General features: G+C 61.7%; 15 protein-coding genes. 9 read left to right on the top strand and 6 right to left on the bottom strand.

The genetic code is table 11. The features are described from left to right. Window positions 1–464: 464 nt before the first annotated feature. Both macA and ACP7B3_RS27125 read left to right on the top strand, forming a co-directional pair. A complete protein-coding gene (macA, locus tag ACP7B3_RS27130) occupies window positions 465–1,616 on the top strand; it encodes a macrolide transporter subunit MacA (protein ID WP_242197590.1) in 1,152 nt (383 codons plus the stop codon). 3 nt (window positions 1,617–1,619) lie between these two features. Continuing rightward, window positions 1,620–3,578 (top strand): MacB family efflux pump subunit, encoded by a 1,959-nt coding sequence (locus ACP7B3_RS27125; protein ID WP_426182230.1) that lies wholly within the window; start codon window positions 1,620–1,622, stop codon window positions 3,576–3,578. 54 nt (window positions 3,579–3,632) lie between these two features. Here ACP7B3_RS27125 and ACP7B3_RS27120 read toward each other — a convergent pair whose 3' ends face one another. Beyond that, window positions 3,633–4,310 carry a response regulator transcription factor gene (locus tag ACP7B3_RS27120; RefSeq protein WP_426182227.1) on the bottom strand — a complete coding sequence of 226 codons (678 nt, stop codon included), beginning with the start codon at window positions 4,308–4,310 and terminating at the stop codon, window positions 3,633–3,635. A 232-nt stretch (window positions 4,311–4,542) separates the two neighbouring features. After that, on the bottom strand, window positions 4,543–5,790 hold the full coding sequence (locus ACP7B3_RS27115) for a methionine gamma-lyase (RefSeq protein WP_426182224.1): 1,248 nt from the start codon (window positions 5,788–5,790) through the stop codon (window positions 4,543–4,545). Window positions 5,791–5,913: 123 nt separating this feature from the next. Between ACP7B3_RS27115 and ACP7B3_RS27110 the strand changes: the two genes are divergently transcribed. Next, complete coding sequence (locus ACP7B3_RS27110) at window positions 5,914–6,384, top strand: Lrp/AsnC family transcriptional regulator (protein WP_145164653.1); 471 nt, start codon at window positions 5,914–5,916, stop codon at window positions 6,382–6,384. A 122-nt stretch (window positions 6,385–6,506) separates the two neighbouring features. Next, window positions 6,507–6,944 carry a carboxymuconolactone decarboxylase family protein gene (locus ACP7B3_RS27105; RefSeq protein WP_426182220.1) on the top strand — a complete coding sequence of 146 codons (438 nt, stop codon included), beginning with the start codon at window positions 6,507–6,509 and terminating at the stop codon, window positions 6,942–6,944. A gap of 4 nt (window positions 6,945–6,948) precedes the next feature. On the opposite strand, the gene ACP7B3_RS27100 is transcribed toward ACP7B3_RS27105, so the two are convergent. Further along, window positions 6,949–7,719, bottom strand: coding sequence for an AraC family transcriptional regulator (locus ACP7B3_RS27100; RefSeq protein ID WP_369303240.1), 771 nt, complete (start codon window positions 7,717–7,719; stop codon window positions 6,949–6,951). Between the two features lie 97 nt (window positions 7,720–7,816). Between ACP7B3_RS27100 and ACP7B3_RS27095 the strand changes: the two genes are divergently transcribed. Next, a complete protein-coding gene (locus ACP7B3_RS27095; RefSeq protein WP_426182217.1) occupies window positions 7,817–8,947 on the top strand; it encodes an MFS transporter in 1,131 nt (376 codons plus the stop codon). Here ACP7B3_RS27095 and ACP7B3_RS27090 read toward each other — a convergent pair. Both ACP7B3_RS27090 and ACP7B3_RS27085 read right to left on the bottom strand, forming a co-directional pair. Further along, window positions 8,937–11,096, bottom strand: coding sequence for a TonB-dependent siderophore receptor (locus ACP7B3_RS27090; protein ID WP_426182214.1), 2,160 nt, complete (start codon window positions 11,094–11,096; stop codon window positions 8,937–8,939). The genes ACP7B3_RS27095 and ACP7B3_RS27090 overlap by 11 nt on opposite strands. Window positions 11,097–11,194: 98 nt before the next feature. Beyond that, window positions 11,195–12,091, bottom strand: a complete 897-nt coding sequence (locus ACP7B3_RS27085; RefSeq protein WP_426182211.1) for a helix-turn-helix domain-containing protein — start codon at window positions 12,089–12,091, stop codon at window positions 11,195–11,197. Window positions 12,092–12,230: 139 nt separating this feature from the next. On the opposite strand from ACP7B3_RS27085, the gene ACP7B3_RS27080 reads away from it, so the two are divergent. Genes ACP7B3_RS27080 through ACP7B3_RS27070 form a run of 3 tightly spaced genes read left to right on the top strand, consistent with a single transcriptional unit; the run spans window position 12,231 to window position 15,993 of the window. Continuing rightward, a complete protein-coding gene (locus tag ACP7B3_RS27080; protein ID WP_426182208.1) occupies window positions 12,231–13,589 on the top strand; it encodes a glutamine synthetase family protein in 1,359 nt (452 codons plus the stop codon). Window positions 13,590–13,612: 23 nt separating this feature from the next. Further along, window positions 13,613–14,701, top strand: a complete 1,089-nt coding sequence (locus tag ACP7B3_RS27075; RefSeq protein ID WP_145164639.1) for a polyamine ABC transporter substrate-binding protein — start codon at window positions 13,613–13,615, stop codon at window positions 14,699–14,701. Continuing rightward, window positions 14,698–15,993, top strand: coding sequence for an NAD(P)/FAD-dependent oxidoreductase (locus tag ACP7B3_RS27070; protein ID WP_426182204.1), 1,296 nt, complete (start codon window positions 14,698–14,700; stop codon window positions 15,991–15,993). The genes ACP7B3_RS27075 and ACP7B3_RS27070 overlap by 4 nt, the downstream gene beginning before the upstream one ends. A gap of 118 nt (window positions 15,994–16,111) precedes the next feature. Here ACP7B3_RS27070 and ACP7B3_RS27065 read toward each other — a convergent pair whose 3' ends face one another. Beyond that, complete coding sequence (locus ACP7B3_RS27065; RefSeq protein ID WP_426182201.1) at window positions 16,112–17,005, bottom strand: LysR substrate-binding domain-containing protein; 894 nt, start codon at window positions 17,003–17,005, stop codon at window positions 16,112–16,114. Window positions 17,006–17,118: 113 nt separating this feature from the next. Between ACP7B3_RS27065 and ACP7B3_RS27060 the strand changes: the two genes are divergently transcribed. Continuing rightward, window positions 17,119–18,123 carry an aldo/keto reductase gene (locus ACP7B3_RS27060; RefSeq protein ID WP_426182198.1) on the top strand — a complete coding sequence of 335 codons (1,005 nt, stop codon included), beginning with the start codon at window positions 17,119–17,121 and terminating at the stop codon, window positions 18,121–18,123. Window positions 18,124–18,128 lie beyond the last annotated feature (5 nt).

The raw sequence follows: 18,128 nt of genomic DNA, 5'->3' as shown, positions 1-18,128 counted from the left end.
ACCTATCCATTGCTGCGGTCACGGCCACTTATGGTTCCGCTCTTACAGCGGGTCACTTTTGTAAAGACACAAAAGTAACCAAAAGGTCTTCGCCCCACCACTCGGCACCTCGCTTAGGCTCGGTGTGCCCTCATGCAGGCTTTGGAGCGTGGGCCGCCGTGATGGGCCATCCTTGGCCCAACGCGGCTAACCCGGCGTCCTGCCGGGTTACCCACGCTCCAAAGCCTGCGTTCGGCCAGCGTGGTTTAACGGGGCGCCTCAGAGCAAGATCAAGGTCAAAAGCAAATCAAAAGCCGCTTGATCTGTTCCTGACGCGTGGAGCTCCTAAGGTGGGAGCTGGCTTGCCTGCGATAGCGGTGTATCAGCCCGGCATAGGGTGACTGACACTCAGCAAGCACAGGCAATCCAGCGCCCACACCAGGCCGTTTTCGCTTCAGACCCTCTTCATCTTTTTATGGTCATTTATGGATAAGTCAACGTTTCGCAAACTCGGAATGCTCGCGGTATTGGCGGTTGCCATCGGCCTTGTCGTGTATACGGTGCAAGCGCCCGCCGACACACCGCAATACCTCACCGCCACGGCTGAACGGGGTGATATTGAAAATGCCGTGTTGGCCACGGGCGTGCTCGAAGGCATCAAACAGGTTGACGTCGGTGCCCAGGTTTCGGGGCAGTTGAAGTCACTCAAGGTCAAGGTCGGTGACAAGGTCAAAAAAGGCCAATGGCTCGCCGAAATCGACCCGCTGATCCTGCAAAACACCTTGCGCAAAGCCCAGGTCGATGAAGAGAACCTGCAGGCCCAGCGCCGCGCCACGGCGGCGCAGCTCAAGCAGGCCAAGTCTGTCTACGAGCGCTACAAAGGCTTGCAGATCGACGAGTCGGTGTCGCGTCAGGATTTTGAAGACGCGCAATCCACCTTCCAGGTGCAGCAAGCCAACCTGCTGTCCCTGGATGCGCAGATCAAGAGTGCGCACATCCAGATCGACACCGCCAAGGTCAACCTGGCCTATACCCGCATCGTCGCGCCCATTGACGGGGATGTGGTCGGCATCGTCACCCAGGAAGGCCAGACCGTGATCGCCAACCAGCTGGCGCCGGTGCTGCTCAAGCTGGCGGACCTGGACACCATGACCGTCAAGGCCCAGGTGTCCGAGGCGGATGTGATTCACATCAGCCCCGGCCAGCAGGTGTATTTCACCATCCTCGGCGAGGCCGACAAGCGCTACTACGCCAAGCTGCGCGGGACCGAGCCGGCGCCGCAGAACTTCCTCGAAACCCAGACCGCCGGCACGCCCAAGCAAAACACCGCGGTGTTCTACAACGCGCTGTTCGACGTGCCCAACCCTGACCATCGCTTGCGCATCGCCATGACCGCTCAGGTGCGTATCGTGCTCGACACCGCCCAGGCCGCGCTGATGGTGCCGGTGGCGGCACTCGGCTCACGCAACGCCGATGGCAGCTACCCGCTGCGCGTGCTGGATGCCAAGGGCAAAGCCGTGTCGCGGGATGTGAAGACCGGGATCAATAACAACGTCAAAGTGCAGATTCTGGACGGCCTGGTCGAGGGCGATAAGGTCGTGATCGGTGACGCAACGCCTGTTGTGGCGGGGAACTGACGCATGACCCAGCCACTGTTGGAACTCAAGGGCATCACCCGCAGTTTCATGGCCGGCGAGCGCGAATTCATCGCGCTCAAGGGCATCGACTTGACCATCCATGCCGGAGAAATGGTCGCGATCATCGGCGCCTCGGGCTCGGGTAAATCCACCCTGATGAACATCCTCGGCGGTCTGGACTACGCCACCGCCGGCAGCTACAAAATCAATGGCATCGAAACCCGCTCGCTCGGCGATGAGCAACTGGCGGAACTGCGCCGCGATTACTTCGGTTTTATCTTCCAGCGCTACCATTTGCTCGCGCACCTGAGCGCCTTGCACAACGTGGAAATGCCGGCGATCTACGCCGGCACGCCAGAGACGCAACGCCACAGCCGCGCCCGGGATTTGCTCACCCGCCTTGGCCTGGCGGGGCACACCAGCCACCGGCCGAGCCAGCTTTCCGGCGGCCAGCAACAACGGGTGAGTATCGCCCGCGCGCTGATGAACGGCGGTGAAGTGATTCTCGCCGACGAACCCACCGGCGCCCTCGACACCCACAGCGGCAAGGAGGTGATGCGCATCCTTGCCGAGCTGCACGCCGCCGGGCACACAGTGATTATCGTCACCCACGACCCCAAGGTGGCCGCCAATGCCCAGCGCATTGTCGAGGTGTGTGACGGCGAGATTGTCGCCGACAAGGCCAACGACAGCGTCGGCCTGGAGGTGCCCGCCGAGGCGCCCATCGAGACCCGGCGCAGCGGCGCACGGCGCCTGGTGGCGAGCCTGGGGTTGTTCAAGGAAGCATTCAACATGGCCTGGGTGGCGTTGATTTCCCATCGCATGCGCACCCTGCTGACGATGCTCGGGATTGTCATCGGCATCACCTCGGTGGTGTCGATCTCGGCCATCGGTGAGGGCGCCAAGCGTTATGTGCTTAAAGACATCCAGGCGATCGGCAGCAACACCATCGACATCTTTTCCGGCACCAGTTTTGGTGACAGCCGCGCATCCGCCATCGAAACATTGATGCCCTCGGACGTGGAGGCGTTGAATCAGCTGTATTACGTCGACAGCGCCACGCCGGTGGTGGGCCGTAACCTGCTGCTGCGCTTTGGCAATATCGACCTGGATGCGCAGGTCAATGGCGTCAGCGACCGCTACTTCAAAGTGAAGGGGTTGAAGCTGGAAGCCGGGATTGCCTTCAGCGAAAGTGACGCGCGGCGCCAGGCCCAGGTGGTGGTGATCGACCACAACACCCGACATCGCTTGTTCGGACCGAATGTGGACCCGTTGGGCCAGGTGATCCTGGTCGGCAATCTGCCGTGCACGGTGATTGGTGTAACGGCCGACAACAAAAACATGTTCGCCGCCAGCAAGGCGCTGAACGTGTGGGTGCCTTATGAGACGGCGGCGGGGCGTCTGTTGGGGCAGCGCCATCTGGACAGCATCACCGTGCGTATCAAGGACGGCCAGCCGAGCAAAGTGGTGGAAGAAAACGTCAATAAACTCATGCTGCAACGTCACGGCACCAAGGATTTCTTCACCAATAACCTCGACAGCATCATGCAAACGGTGCAGAAAACCAGCCGCTCGCTGGCGCTGCTGTTGTCGCTGATCGCGGTAATTTCGTTGCTGGTGGGCGGTATCGGGGTGATGAACATCATGCTGGTGTCGGTGACCGAGCGCACGCGTGAGATTGGTATTCGCATGGCCGTGGGCGCGCGGCAGTCGGACATCCGCCAGCAGTTTCTGGTGGAAGCGGTGATGGTGTGTTTGATCGGCGGGATGATCGGGATCTCGTTGTCCTTTGCGATCGGCTATCTGTTTTCGTTGTTTGTGAAGGAATGGGAAATGGTGTTTTCACTCGGCTCGATCATTACCGCGTTTGCGTGCTCGACCCTGATCGGCATTGTGTTTGGCTTTGTACCGGCCAGGAATGCGGCGCGGCTGGACCCGATTGAGGCGTTGGCCAGGGACTGACGGCAACTATCAAATGTGGGCGCTGGCAAGCCAGCGCCCACAGGTTTTGGTGATTCAGAGGGCTGTAAGCGTGCCTTCCTCGGTCGCGTACATCCACCGCAACAACGAATGCCGCCCGCTGATGCCCAGCTTGATCGCCGCGCGCTTGAGGTAGCTCTCGATGGTGTTGACCTTGAGTGCCAGTTGCTCTGCCAATTGCGGTGCAGTGCGCCCGGCCAGCAGGCCGACACACACTTCGAGTTCGCGGTTGGAGAGCGTCAGGCCCGATTGCACCAGGCGTTCTTCAATGCGCCGGCGCAGGGTTTCGATACCCTGGTTTTCCGGCATCACCGGTTCGCTGGTCGGGCGGCAAGGCTGGATCGCGGTGATGTGTTTTTCGACCATGGGCAGCAGCAGCGTGGAGAAGTCCTGCAGCATGCTGCGTTCCTGCGGCGAAAAACTTTCTGACTGGTGCGAGCGGTACACCGACAGTACGTAGCGCACGTCGTCCCTGCGGCGCGTGAGGTGCAGCTGGGCGACGGGCTGTTCTTCACCCAAGGCGGCTACCGAATCGGTGTAGACCGGGCTGATCCTGCGGCGGGTGTGGCCTTCGGCACTGACCCGCAATTGCGTGATATGGGTGGCGTCCACTGCCAGTTGGGTCAGGATGAGGTCATGCAGCATGCGTGGGAAATGGCGACTGCCGGTGCTGGCGATGACCTTGCCTATATGTGGGAACAGGTGTGAGTTCATCAATTCGTCCATGAGTTTCCAGTGCAGGTATTCAGCCTTATCGCGACGGGATTTAAGAAGGTAACCAGGGTGAATAATCTGCAGTGATAATGCACCCGTCGAGCACCTATGCTAGTACAGCCTGACGAAAGCATGGGGATCCAATCTGGAAAAAATCAGATTAAAAACGCATAACGGTGGTCAGACCAGTCCGACCACCGTTTGTAGGAAAGCGTTACTGGGTGCCTAAGGCTTATTTCACGCTGTGCTCTTCTACCAGGACCCGGCGGGACGCGACGGTGCGGGTGCACTTGGCCAGGGCTTGATGGATATCCTCCAGCAGGTCGGCGATGTCCTCCAACCCGACCGATAAACGCACCAGGCCTTCGCTGATGCCGTGTTGCGCACGTTCTTCGGGCGTGTAGGTGGAATGGGTCATGCTGGCCGGGTGCTGGGCCAGTGATTCGGCATCGCCCAGGCTGACCGCACGGGTGAACACGTTGAGGGCGTTCATGAAGCGGCGCCCGCTTGCAATGCCGCCCTTGAGTTCAAAGGCGATCATGCCGCCGGACTGCTTCATCTGCCGCGCTGCCAATTCGTATTGTGGGAAAGAGCGCAACCCGGGATAGGTCACCCACTGCACGGCCGGGTGTGCCTGCAGCGCTTCGGCCACCGCCAGGGCATTGCTGCAATGGCGGTCCATGCGCAGGGCCAATGTCTTGAGACCGCGCATCAGCAACGACGCATCCTGCGGTGACATCACCGCGCCGGTCAGGTCCTTGAGCCCTTGCAGGCGAATGCGTTGCGCCAGGGCCTGGTTGCTCACGGCGATGCCGGCGGTGATATCGCCATGGCCACTGAGGTATTTGGTCGCCGAGTGCACCACCACGTCGGCGCCCAGTTCCAGAGGCCGTTGCAGGTAGGGCGTGCAGTAGGTGTTATCGACCACCACGGTAACGTTGGGCTGCTGGTGGGCAAGCGCGGCGACCGCCGCAATGTCCACCAGGCGCAGGTTGGGGTTGGCCGGCGTCTCGCAGTAGATCATGCGGGTCGCGGGGGAAAGCGCCGCACGCAAGGCGGCCAGATCGGTCAGGTCGACGTGGCGCACCTTGATGCCGAATTCGCCGATGCCGTGGTGCAGCAGGGCGAAGGTGCAGCCGTAGAGGGTCTGGCTGACTATTACCTCATCGCCCGGACGCAACAGGGTCCAGAACGTCGCGGCAATCGCGCCCATGCCGGAGCTGAACGCCACGGCGGACTCGCCGTTTTCCAGGGTGGCCATGCGCGATTCCAGCAGCGCGAGGGTCGGGTTGGAGATACGCGTATAGAAGTGGCCGCTGGCTTCTCCGGCAAAACAGGCAGCGCCGTATTCAGCCGTGGGGAACGCGAACGTGGCAGACAGATAGATCGGCGGCACCAGGGCGCCGTGGTGGTCCTTGGGGTCATAGCCGTGGTGGATGGCGCGAGTGGAAAAGCCGAATGCATTGTGTTTATTGTTCATGCCGGACGCTCCTTATTTCCTACGATGCTATGCTCATAACCAAAGATGAACGTTGCAAAATTTGCTGGAAATGCCCGGGTTAAGGGTCGAAACGTCGATAAAAACAATGAATAGAGGCACATCATGCCCGTGAGTCTGGATCGCACCGATAAAGCACTGTTAAACGCGCTGCAAGGCAATGCCCGGCTGACGGTGGCCGAGCTGGCTGATCGCGTGGCCCTGACCACCTCACCGTGTTGGCGCAGGGTGCGCAGCCTGGAAGAGAGCGGGGTGATCAGCGGCTACCAGGCGATCCTGTCGCCCAAGGCGCTGGGGTATGGGGTGACCGCATTTGTGAGCATCATGATGGAAAGTCATACCCAGGACATTGCGCGCGCCTTTGAGCAGCGGTTGTTGGAAATTCCCGAGATCGTGGCGTGCCATAACGTGTCCGGGCGCTATGACTTCTTGCTTGAGGTGGTGGCCAAGGACCTCGAGTCGTTCGGGGAATTTGCGCGCGAAGTGTTGCAAACACTGCCCTGCGTCAAGGAGATCTATTCGAGTTTTTCGTACAAGTCGGTCAGGCGGCTGCGGGTGATTCCGTTGCCGGGTTGATCGTTTTACCTTCCCGCACGGGCGCCACATTGGCCACCCAATCTTCCCCGCAATTGGATATTTCTCCAGGCACTCACGGTGACTACTCTGGCCACCAATCCCCACCGTTCTGGAGTATCACCATGCAAACCCGTACCGATTTCTACACCGCTTCCCCGGACGCCATGAAAGCCATGCTCGCCCTGGAAGGCGCTGTCGGCAAACTGTCCCTCGAACTCCCGCTGCTGGAACTGGTGCGCCTGCGCGTCTCGCAAATCAACGGCTGCGCCTTCTGCCTCGACATGCACACCGCCGACGCCCGCAAGGGCGGTGAAACCGAGCGCCGCCTGTACACCCTGTCGGCCTGGCGTGAAACGCCGTTTTTCACCCCGCGTGAGCGTGCCGCCCTGGCCTGGGCCGAAAGCCTCACCCTGCTCAGCCAGACCCACGCCGCAGACGAAGACTACAACGCGCTGGCCGCCGAGTTCAGCGCCCAGGAGCAGGTCGATTTGAGCGTGGCCATCGCCACTATCAACAGCTGGAACCGCCTGGCCGTGGGCTTTCGCAAGATACCCAAGTAAGCCTTCAGCTTGATTTGAAATACCCGCGTGGCGTGGTGCCAGTCATGCCCTTGAAAAAGGCGATCAACGCACTGTCACTGGCAAAGCCCAGCGCGAAAGCGCAGTAGCCCAGGCTGCGCCCGGTGGCGAGCAGTTCGATGACCCGCATCAAGCGCCACTGCTGGCGCCATTGCTGATACCCCAGGCCGGTTTCCCGCAGGAAAATCCGGCCGATGGTCTTGGTGCTGGCGCCAATCTGTTTTTCCAGCGCTTGCAGCGTTGGCGGCAACCTGTCGAGATCGGCCAGCAACGGGGCCAGGCGCTTGTCGTGCGGCAAGGGCAGGAGCATCGGTTGTTCAGCGGCCTGCCGGATTTCATCCAGGCACAACCCCAATAGATGGGCATGCCGGCCGGCGTGCCAATCGGTCTCGAACGGCGCCATCGCCATGGGTTCCAGCACCGCCCGCAGCAAGGCGCTGACTTCGATGACTCGCACCTGTTTGGGCAACTGATCAGCCAATGCCGCGCTCAGGTAGACCGAACGGTAATCCACGGTTTTGTGCATCACCGCGCGGTGGGGCACACCGCAGGGGATCCATGCCGCGCGGGAGGGCGGCAGCAGGCACAGTTGGTTGTCCAAAGTGATGCGGGTGCAGCCCTGTTGGGTAAACAACAGTTGCCCACGCTGGTGCCGATGCAGGCCGGAGTCATGGTCGCCGAGCAGTGCGGCGATGCCGATGACCGGCGCCGGCAGGCGGTCGGGGTCGAAAGACGCGTCGGCGGCAAGCCAGGCCATAGGTTGTCCGATTTGATCGATAAAATGGCGAAGTTTGGATAATACCCCAGTTGCCGGTCCTTAAACTCCTGGCGTTGTTTATACGAAGGAGTCGTCGATGAACGTTCAAAATTTGTTGGTGCTGACTGTGGCGTTGCTGATGTTTCCGCAATTGGCCCAGACCCTTTACAGCCCGGCCCTGGGTGATATCGGCGAAGCGTTTGCGGTTGGGCCCGAACGGGCAGGGCAGACCCTGTCGGTGTATTTCCTGGCGTTCGCATTCGGGGTCGTGGTGTGGGGCCGGCTGTGTGATCGCTGGGGGCGGCGGCCGGTGATGTTGGCCGGATTGGCCCTGTATGTGGCGGCCTCGGTGCTGGCCTTGAGTGTGACCACGTTCAATGCCTTGTTAGTGGCCCAGGCGCTGGCGGCGTTTGGTGCGGCGGTCGCCTCGGTGGTGACGCAAACCGTGCTGCGCGATCGCTTCCACGGTGCGCAGTTGGCCCAGGTGTTTTCGATAATGGGCGTCGCCCTGGCTGCGAGTCCTGCGCTGGGTTTGTTCAGTGGCGCGACGCTGGTGGCGTACTTCGGTTATCGCGGCATGCTGGCCGGGTTGCTGCTGGCGGCGCTGACGTTGTGGGGCTGGTGCCTGTGGGCCTTGCCCGAGACGCGTCCTGCCTCAGTGTCGACGGCGTCGCTGCCCGAAACGCTGGGCCTGATGCTCAGGGACGCAGGCATTTGGCGCTCGGTCGGCCTGGTGGCGGCGTTCAATATTGCGCTGTTCGGCTATTACAGCGTGGGGCCGTTTATCTTCGCGCGGCTGGGTTTGTCCGCTGCCGAGTTCGGCTACAGCGGCGTGCTGCTGGCGCTGGGTTCGGGGCTTGGGGCGTGGCTGAACAAGCGGTTGCTAAGGCGTGGCATGAACGGTGAGCAGTTGGTGCTGAGCGCCGCTGGCGTAGCGGCACTGGGGGGCTTGCTCGTCGTGCTGCTGCAAGACAGCTGGCTTTTTGTATGGCCGATGCTGTTGGTGGTGCTGGCATTCGGCATGGCAATCCCGAATGTGCTGGGTGCCGCGCTGGTGCGCTATCCCGACCGGCTTGGCACGGCCGCCGCAGTGTTCGGCTTGCTGTATTACTTGATGATCGGCGCCGGGCTTGGGCTGGTGGCCTGGGCCCAGAACCTGGGCTGGTGCCTGTTGATCTGTGGCGTGGCGGCGCTGTGTCTGGCAGCGCCGCGGGTGTTCAGAAGTTGACCGAAGCACTCAGGCGCGCCGTCAGCGGCGCGCCCTGAAACAGGTAGTCATCGCCCATGTATTCGCCGGCGTCGCGCCAGTAACGCTTGTCGAACAGGTTGTCGACGCTCAGGCGAAACACGGTTTCATAGCCGTCGACTTTGGTGGTGTAGCGGCTGCCGACATTGACCACTGCATAATCCCCCACTTCAACATTGCCGGTGCGGTTGGCGTATTTCTTGGCGCTGTATTGCACACCGCCGAGCAGCGCCAGACCGTTCACCCACGGCAACGCATAGTCGGCGTACACGCTGGCGCGCAGCGTGGGCACGTTGATCGCCTGATGGCCTTCGTATTCCGGCGTGCCGCTGTTGCTCACGCGCGCGCGAATCGCCGCCACGCTGGTTGCGATTTGCAGGCGGTCGGTGGCCCAGCCGTTGGCGGAGAGTTCCAGGCCGGTATTTTTCTGTTGGCCTTGTTGCACGTAGGTGAACTTGCCATCTTCCGGTTTGGCGTACTGATAGGCCTGATGTGTCTGGAATACGGCGGCGGCGAAGCTAATTCGGCGCCAGTCGTATTTCACGCCGGCTTCGATTTGCCGTGACACGGTTGGAGCCAGAGTTTCGTCGGCGTTTTCAGCGAACCAAGGCGCCGTGCCGCCCAGCGACAGGCCTTTGCTGTAGCTGGTGTACAGCGAGATGTTTTCCACTGGTTTGTAAATCAACGAAGCTTGAGGAAGGAACACGTATTGCTGGGTGTGGCGAGCCTGGTTGCCATTATCGTCATAGGCTTTTTCATCCAGGCGCACTTCGCGGCCGCCAAGAATGGTTTGCCATTGCTCGTTGAAGCGAATGCGGTCGGTGACGAACAGCCCGTACTGGCGGCTGTCGAGGTTGCGGTGGCTGTCTTTCAGCGGTTCGTCGGTGGGCGCGAAGGTCGGTGCGTCTTCGTTGATATTGCCGCTGCCAATGTACGCGTTGACCGCTTCGCGCTTGTCGATCACTCGGCGAAACGCGCTGCTGCCCACAGTCAGCTCGTGGCCCAGGCCGCCGGTGTCGAACAGCCCGGTCATTGCAGCCTGCACTTCATCGTCACGGCGGGTATCGTCGGGGCTGCGATAGTCGTAGACGTCGTAGTTGCCTTCGGGGCTGAAATGGTTGGGCACGCTCGATGAACTACAGCTGGTCGAGCCATAACAGCCCCAGGCAAACGCGCTGTAGTCATCAATCACCACCTTGCTGCGCGCGGCACTCACACTGCCTTTCCACTGATCGCTGAAACGGTATTCGAACTTGCCGTTGAGGTTCAGCGAGTCGATGCCCACCTGTTTGGAACCGCTCTGGTGCCCCAGCAGTTTTTTCGGCGAGGCATCGTGGGGCACCTCGGTGCCGCCCAGCAACTGATAACCGGGCACCGAACGCTGTTGCTTGTTCTGGTATTCCGCATCCAGTTGCAGCACGGCGTCGGGGCTGATCGTCCAGTCGAACGCCAGGGACACGAAATCGCGCTGGCCATTGGCGTGCTCCACATAGCTGTTGAGGTCTTCATGGGCCACGTTGGCGCGCAGGCCAAACTGCTGCTCGCTGCCGAACCAGCCGCCGACATCAGTGGCGATATAACCGCTGCCGCGATCGTCGGTGGACACCGTGACCGAGCGCACGTCCTGCGGGCGTTTGGTCACGTAGTTGATCACACCGCTGGGCTCGGCAATACCGCTCTGCACACCGGCCAGGCCCTTGAGCACTTCCACTTGTTGCTTGTTTTCGAGGGCGACGTTCTGCTCGCCGGTGATGGTACGCCCATTGATCTTGTAGCTGCTTGCCGCATTGAGCGAGAAGCCGCGCACCACGAAGTTTTCGTAATAGCCAATCGGTGCGTAGCTGTCGCCGACCGAGGCATCGTTGCGCAGCACTTCGCTGAGCAGGCGCGCTTGCTGGTCCTTGATCAGCGCGGCGTTGATCACTGTGATCGAGGCCGGGGTGTCCAGCAATGGCGCTTCATCGAAGCCGCCGACCGATGCGGTTTCACTGCGGTAGCCGGCCTCGTCCTGGCCCTGGACGTTCACCGCCGGCAGCTCTATTTCAGCCGCCAGGCTGCTACCGATGCCGCCGCTGAGCAGCAGGCCGAGGGCGAAACGTGAGTGAACGGCAGGACGAAAACGCAAAACCATGGGGGCAGGGCCTTAAAGCGCAGGACGGGGGGGCGCATAAGCTAGGGGGAAGTGCGGGGTTTTACAAGTTATCGCGAATGGTTCTGCCGTCCCGCCTTTCAGCTGGAGCGCTTCAGGGTTTCACTGGGCAGTTCCTTGAACAATGCGCGGTAGCTATTCGAAAACCGCCCCAAATGCCAGAACGACCAGTTCATCGCGACCTCGGCCACGGTGGTGTCGGCTGAGGTCAATAACTCGCGCCGCGCCCCGTTCAAGCGGCGCAGACGCAACCACTGCGCCGGGCTCATTCCGGTGTAGGTCTTGAAGCCTTGCTGTAACTGGCGCAGCGGCACGCCGGCGATTTGCGCCAATTCCAGCAAGTTGACGGTTTCATCCGGCGCATCCGCTGCCCACTCGCCGATGCGCGCCATCAGCAGGCGTTCGTCGCTGCGTCGCTGCAATGAGCTGCGGTCCAGGCACACGCAGGCGTTGTCGAGGATGAACAGGCAATCGTCGAGCAACTGCTGGGTGAGGGCGTCGCGGCTGATCGGGTCGAGTGTGGCGGACAACCGCGTCAGGGTGCCGCTGAGCCAACGAGTGAACAGCGCGTTCTGCTGACAGGTCAGCGGCGCCATGAACAGGCCTTCAAGTCGGGCCACATCCAGGCCCTGGCGCTGCACGAACTGCGGGCCGAACACCACGGCCACTTCGCGGTAGTTTTCCGGGGTGATCCAGGTGTTGCGGCTTTCGCCATTGAGCAGGTACAGCGCGTTGTCGCTGCCATCGAAACAGAACGCCAATGCACCGGGCGGCGCGTTGAAGTTCTGCTCCACGCGCGTGTTCATGCACTCTTCGTACACCTGCACGCCTTGCAGGTCGAGGTAACGGATCCGCCCGGCAAAATGCCCTGGGGACATCTGCTGGTACTGCTGCACCCAACCGGGTGTCGCACTGCATTGAGCGGCCACATCACCGGTGGTGAAAGCCTGTACGCGCAAAGCTGTTGCCTGTGTCATGGGTAACCTGGGCGCACTCTATTGGTGCGTTATGGTGGGTGCAAAGTGGATAGATGCCGGCGTGCGGCGGCATCAAGATAGACCTCAATGCGCCGCGAGTACAAGCAGGCGCATGCATCCAACCCATGACGAGGTCCTTATGAACGCCCCCTTCGATCAGCTGTCCGCCTGGCTGAAAGAACACAAGATTACCGAAGTCGAATGCGTGATCAGTGATTTGACTGGCATCGCACGCGGCAAGATTGCGCCCACCAACAAGTTCCTGCATGAGCGAGGCATGCGCCTGCCGGAAAGTGTGTTGCTGCAAACGGTGACCGGGGACTTTGTCGACGACGATATCTATTACGACCTGCTCGACCCGGCCGACATCGACATGATCTGCCGCCCGGTGTCCAACGCCACGTACGTGGTGCCGTGGGCTATCGAGCCCACCGCGATTGTGATCCACGACACCTATGACAAGCAGGGCAACCCGATTGAGCTGTCGCCGCGCAACGTGCTGAAAAAGGTGCTGCAGCTGTACACCGAGCAAGGCTGGCAGCCGATTGTGGCGCCGGAAATGGAGTTCTACCTGACCCAGCGCTGCGAAGACCCGGACCTGCCGTTGAAAACCCCGGTGGGTCGCTCCGGTCGCGCCGAAACCGGCCGCCAGTCATTTTCCATCGACGCCGCCAACGAATTCGATCCGCTGTTCGAAGACGTCTACGACTGGTGCGAGCTGCAGGGCCTGGACCTCGACACGCTGATCCACGAAGACGGCCCGGCGCAGATGGAAATCAACTTCCGCCACGGCGATGTCCTGCACCTGGCCGACCAGATCACCGTGTTCAAACGCACGCTGCGCGAAGCGGCGCTCAAGCACAACGTGGCCGCCACCTTCATGGCCAAGCCGGTGGCCGACGAGCCGGGCAGCGCCATGCACCTGCACCAGAGCGTGGTGGACATCGCCACCGGCAAGCCGGTGTTTGTCGATGCCGACGGCAAGATGAGCCAGCTGTTCTTGCACCACATCGGCGGGTTGCAGAAGTACATCCCAAAGCTGCTGCCGATGTTCGCGCCCAATGTGAATTCGTTCCGCCGCTTCCTGCCGGACACCTCGGCACCGGTCAACGTCGAGTGGGGCGAAGAAAACCGCACCGTCGGCCTGCGCGTGCCCACTTCCAGTCCCGACGCGATGCGCGTGGAGAACCGTTTGCCGGGCGCCGATGCCAACCCGTACCTGGCGATTGCCGCCAGCTTGTTGTGCGGCTACCTGGGCATGATCGAAAAGATCGAGCCCAGCGCCCCGGTGGAAGGCCGCGCCTACGAGCGCCGCAACCTGCGCCTGCCGTTCACCCTCGAAGACGCGCTGGCGCGGATGGAGGATTGCGACACGGTCAAGCAGTACCTGGGCGAGAAGTTCGTGCGCGGCTACGTGGCGGTCAAACGCGCCGAACATGAGAATTTCAAGCGGGTGATCAGTTCCTGGGAACGTGAGTTCCTGCTGTTGAGCGTCTAAAAAAACTCAAAAGGGGTGTCGATATGCGTCTTGTGAAAAAGCTTCTCCCGCTGGCCCTGGTGGCCGCGTTCAGCAGTGCCAGCCAAGCCGCGCCGACGGTCAGCGTCTATAACTGGACGGACTATATCGGTGAGACCACCTTGGCTGATTTCCAGGCCAAGACCGGGATCAAGGTGGTCTACGACGTGTTCGATTCCAACGAAACCCTGGAGGGCAAGTTGCTGGCGGGGCGCACCGGCTATGACGTGGTGGTGCCGTCCAACCACTTCCTGGCGCGCCAGGTGAAGGCCGGCGCGTTCCTCAAGCTCGACCGCTCGCAGCTGCCCAACTTCAAGAACCTCGACCCCAAACTGCTCAAGCTGCTGGAGAAAAACGACCCGGGCAACGCGCACTCAGTGCCGTACCTGTGGGGCACCAATGGCATCGGCTACAACGTCGACAAGGTCAAGCAGGTGCTGGGTATCGACCACATCGATTCGTGGGCGGTGCTGTTCGAACCCGAGAACATCAAAAAGCTGCACGAGTGCGGCGTGGCTTTCCTCGATTCGGCGGACGAGCTGTTCCCGGCGATCCTCAATTACATGGGCAAGGACCCGCGCAGCGAGAACCCCGAGGACTACAAACAGGCCGAAGCCAAGCTGCTGACCCTGCGCCCGTACATCACGTATTTCCATTCCTCCAAGTACATCTCGGATCTGGCCAACGGCGATATCTGCGTGGCCTTCGGGTATTCCGGCGACGTGTTCCAGGCCGCCAACCGCGCCAAGGAAGCCAAGAACGGCGTGAATATCGCCTATTCGATTCCCAAGGAAGGCTCCAACCTGTGGTTTGACCTGCTGGCCATCCCGGCCGACGCGAGCAACCCGAAAGAGGCCCATGCCTTTATCAACTATTTGCTCGACCCCGAAGTGATCGCCAAGGTCAGTGCCTCGGTCGGCTACGCCAATGCCAACCCCGCCGCCAAGCCGTTTATGGCGCCGGAACTGGTGAATAACCCTGAGGTGTACCCGCCCCAGGAAGTGCTCGACAAACTCTACATTTCCACCACGCCGACTCCGGCGACCATGCGCCTGATGACCCGCGCCTGGAGCAAAGTGAAGACCAACAAATGATTTCATCCAGTGACCACGCCCGGTCCTATTACCGTGCCTCGGCCAATGCCATGCCTGAGCGTCCATCGCTGGGCACCGACCTGAGCGCCGATGTGTGCGTGATCGGCGGCGGTTTTACCGGGGTCAATACGGCCATCGAACTGGCCCAGCGCGGGCTCTCGGTGATTCTGCTGGAGGCCCGGCGCATCGGCTGGGGCGCCAGCGGGCGCAATGGCGGGCAGTTGATTCGCGGCATCGGCCACGACGTGTCGGGGTTCGCCAAGTACGTGGGCGAGGAGGGCGTGCGTTACCTGGAGCGGGCCGGGATTGATTCGGTGGCGCTGGTGGGCGAGCGCATTCGTCAGCACAGCATTGACTGCGATCTGCGCTGGGGCTTTTGCGAGCTGGCCAATACCACCGCGCAATTCGCTGCGTTCAAGGGCGAGCAGCAGAGCCTGGCGGCGCTTGGGTATGCCCATGAAACTCGGCTGGTCGAACCGCAGGACATGCAGCAGGTGGTCGGTTCGACGGTCTATGCCGGTGGCTTGGTGGACATGGGCTCTGGGCACCTGCACCCGCTGAACTTGGTACTCGGCGAGGCGCAGGTGGCCGAGTCGCTCGGGGTGCGGATTTTCGAGCGCACCCAGGTGCTCGAACTGATCCACGGCGACACCGTGCAAGTGCGCTGCGCCGCTGGCACGGTACGCGCCGCCCATCTAGTGCTGGCGTGCAATGCACACCTGGATGAACTGGAACCGCGCTTGAGCGGCAAGGTGCTGCCGGCGGGCAGCTACATCATCGCCACCGAGCCGTTGTCCGAGGCTGTCGCCAAGCAATTGATCCCGCAAAACCTGGCGCTGTGTGACCAGAAAGTCGGGCTGGATTACTACCGGCTTTCCGCCGACCGGCGTCTGTTGTTCGGCGGTGCCTGTCACTACTCCGGGCGTGATCCGGTGGACATCGCCGCGTACATGCAACCCAAGCTGCTCAAGGTATTCCCGCAGCTGGCGAACACCGCCATCGAGTTCCAGTGGGGCGGCAAGATTGGCATCACCGCCAACCGCTTTCCGCAAGTCGGGAGGCTCAAGCAGCACCCGAATGTGTTCTATGCCCAGGGCTATTCCGGGCATGGGCTGAACGTGACCCACTGGTGCGCAAAGCTTTTGGCCGAAGCCATTCATGCCGGCCATAGCCAGGGCCTGGACATTTTCAGCCAGGTGCCGCACATGACGTTTCCGGGCGGCAAGGCCTTGCGCTCACCGCTGCTGGCGCTGGGGATGTTGTGGTTCCGGCTGCGGGAGAGGGTGAGCTGATGCGCCGCGATTCAAATGTGAGAGCGGGCTTGCTCGCGAAAGCGCAGTGTCAGTTGGCTTGTTCGGTACTGACTCACCGCATTCGCGAGCAAGCCCGCTCCCACCTGTTTGATCTCCATCAGCCTTGGGGGGCGGTGAGCACTTTGCGGAAGGTTTCCACCAGCGGGCGCAGATTGATCCGATGCCACGCCGCCCACAACGGTGTGGTGTAGGTCATCCATGGCAGCTCACGCAGCACCACGCCGGGCGGGGCATTGCGGCTCAAGCCTTTTTGCACCATCGCCACGCCCAAGCCCGAGGCCACCAGGCCCAACGCGGTGAACGGCTCGCTGGCTTCCATCGGGATTTGCGGGGTAAATCCGGCCCGGATGCAGGCCGCGACAAAGTCATCAGCCGGGTGGGCGCCGGCTTTGCGTTGCACGCCAATCCATTCCTGATCGGCCAGGTGTTCGGGCAGCAGTTCGTTGTGTTTGGCCAACGGATGATGCTCAGGCAGGGCCAGCAGCATGGGGTCGTCCAGCACTTGCAACGCGGTCAGGTCCGGGTCATCGGCGGCCGGTGGTTCGCTGACCAGGGCGATATCCAGGCTGCGCTGGCGCAGGCCTTCGAGCTGTTCGAGCGACGGCAAGTTGTACAGCTTGATGTGCACGGTGGGGCGGTCGTCTCTCAACACGCGCAAGGCGTTGGGCAGCACGCCGGCATGCATGGCGTTTTCGATATAGCCGATGCACAGGCCGCCTTCTTCACCGCGACCCAAGCGTTTGCCCAGGGACTCCAGGCGATTGGCGTGGGTCAGCAGCGCCTTGGTTTCGGCCAGAAACGTCTGGCCGTCGCGCGTCAGACGGATGCGCTGCTGGCTGCGTTCGAACAGGGTCAGGCCCAAACGCTCTTCGAGCTGGGCGATCTGCCGGCTCAAAGGCGACTGGGAGATGTGCAAACGCTCGGCGGCGCGGCCGACGTGTTCTTCTTCGGCAACGACTTCGAAGTAGCGCAGTTGGCGCAGATCAATCATGTAAGACCTCGCAGGACTCAAGTTGGTCGCAGTATGTCTTGGACGGTCCGATCTACGCAATCTAGGATCGGCTCAACGGTCACAGCGACCCTGAACCCGATTGAGGAACCACCATGAGCTTGAAAGACACACTGCCCGGCCAACTGGGCTTTGGCACTGCACCGCTGGGCAACATGTTCCGCGCCATTCCCGAAGACGAAGCCCAGGCCACCGTCGAGGCCGCCTGGAGCAGCGGCGTGCGTTACTTCGACACCGCGCCGTTCTACGGCTCGGGGTTGTCGGAAATCCGCCTGGGCCAAGCCTTGTCGCAGTACAACCGCGATGACTTCGTGCTCAGCACCAAAGTCGGCCGCGTGATTCTCGACGAAGTCGAAGAAAGCGCCCGCGATCTCGGCGAAAAAAGCGGTGTGTTCGAACATGGCCGCCCGAACAAGATGCTCAACGACTACAGCGCCGACGCCACGCTGCGCTCAATCGAAGACAGCCTGAAGCGCCTGCAGACCGACCGTCTGGACATCGTGTGGATTCACGACATCGCCCAGGATTTCTACGGCGACCAGTGGCTGGACTACTTCAACCAGGCCCGCACCGGCGCCTTCAAAGTGCTGACCCGTCTGCGTGAAGAAGGCGTGATCAAGGCCTGGGGCCTGGGCGTGAACCGCGTCGAGCCGTGCGAACTGACGCTGGACCTGACCGAAGCGCAGCCCGACGGTTTCCTGCTCGCCGGCCGCTACACCCTGCTGGACCACGAGCGTGCCCTGCAACGCCTGATGGATGCCGCGCTGGCGCAGAACGTCGAAATCGTCGTCGGTGGGCCTTACAGCTCGGGCATCCTGGCGGGCGGTGCGCACTTCGAATACCAGAAGGCCAGCCCGGCAATTATCAGCAGGGTCGAGCAGATCAAGGCGATTGCCCAAGCGTTTGGCGTGAGCGTGAAAGCCGCAGCGCTGCAGTTCTCCCTGGCCCACCCGGCGGTGACCGCCGTGATTCCGGGTGCCAGTCGTCCGGGGCGGATTGCCGAAGACGTCGCGGCGCTGTCAGAGAAGATTCCGGCAGCCTTCTGGCAGGCCTTGCGCGACGCACAGTTGATTTCGGCCAGCGCACCGCTGCCGCGCTAACTTCA

The organism is Pseudomonas sp. TWRC1-2 (genome assembly GCF_049896685.1).
Classification (GTDB): domain Bacteria; phylum Pseudomonadota; class Gammaproteobacteria; order Pseudomonadales; family Pseudomonadaceae; genus Aquipseudomonas.
The sequence above is the reverse complement of the archived record's forward strand: the minus strand, read 5'-3'. Positions and strand labels throughout refer to the sequence as shown.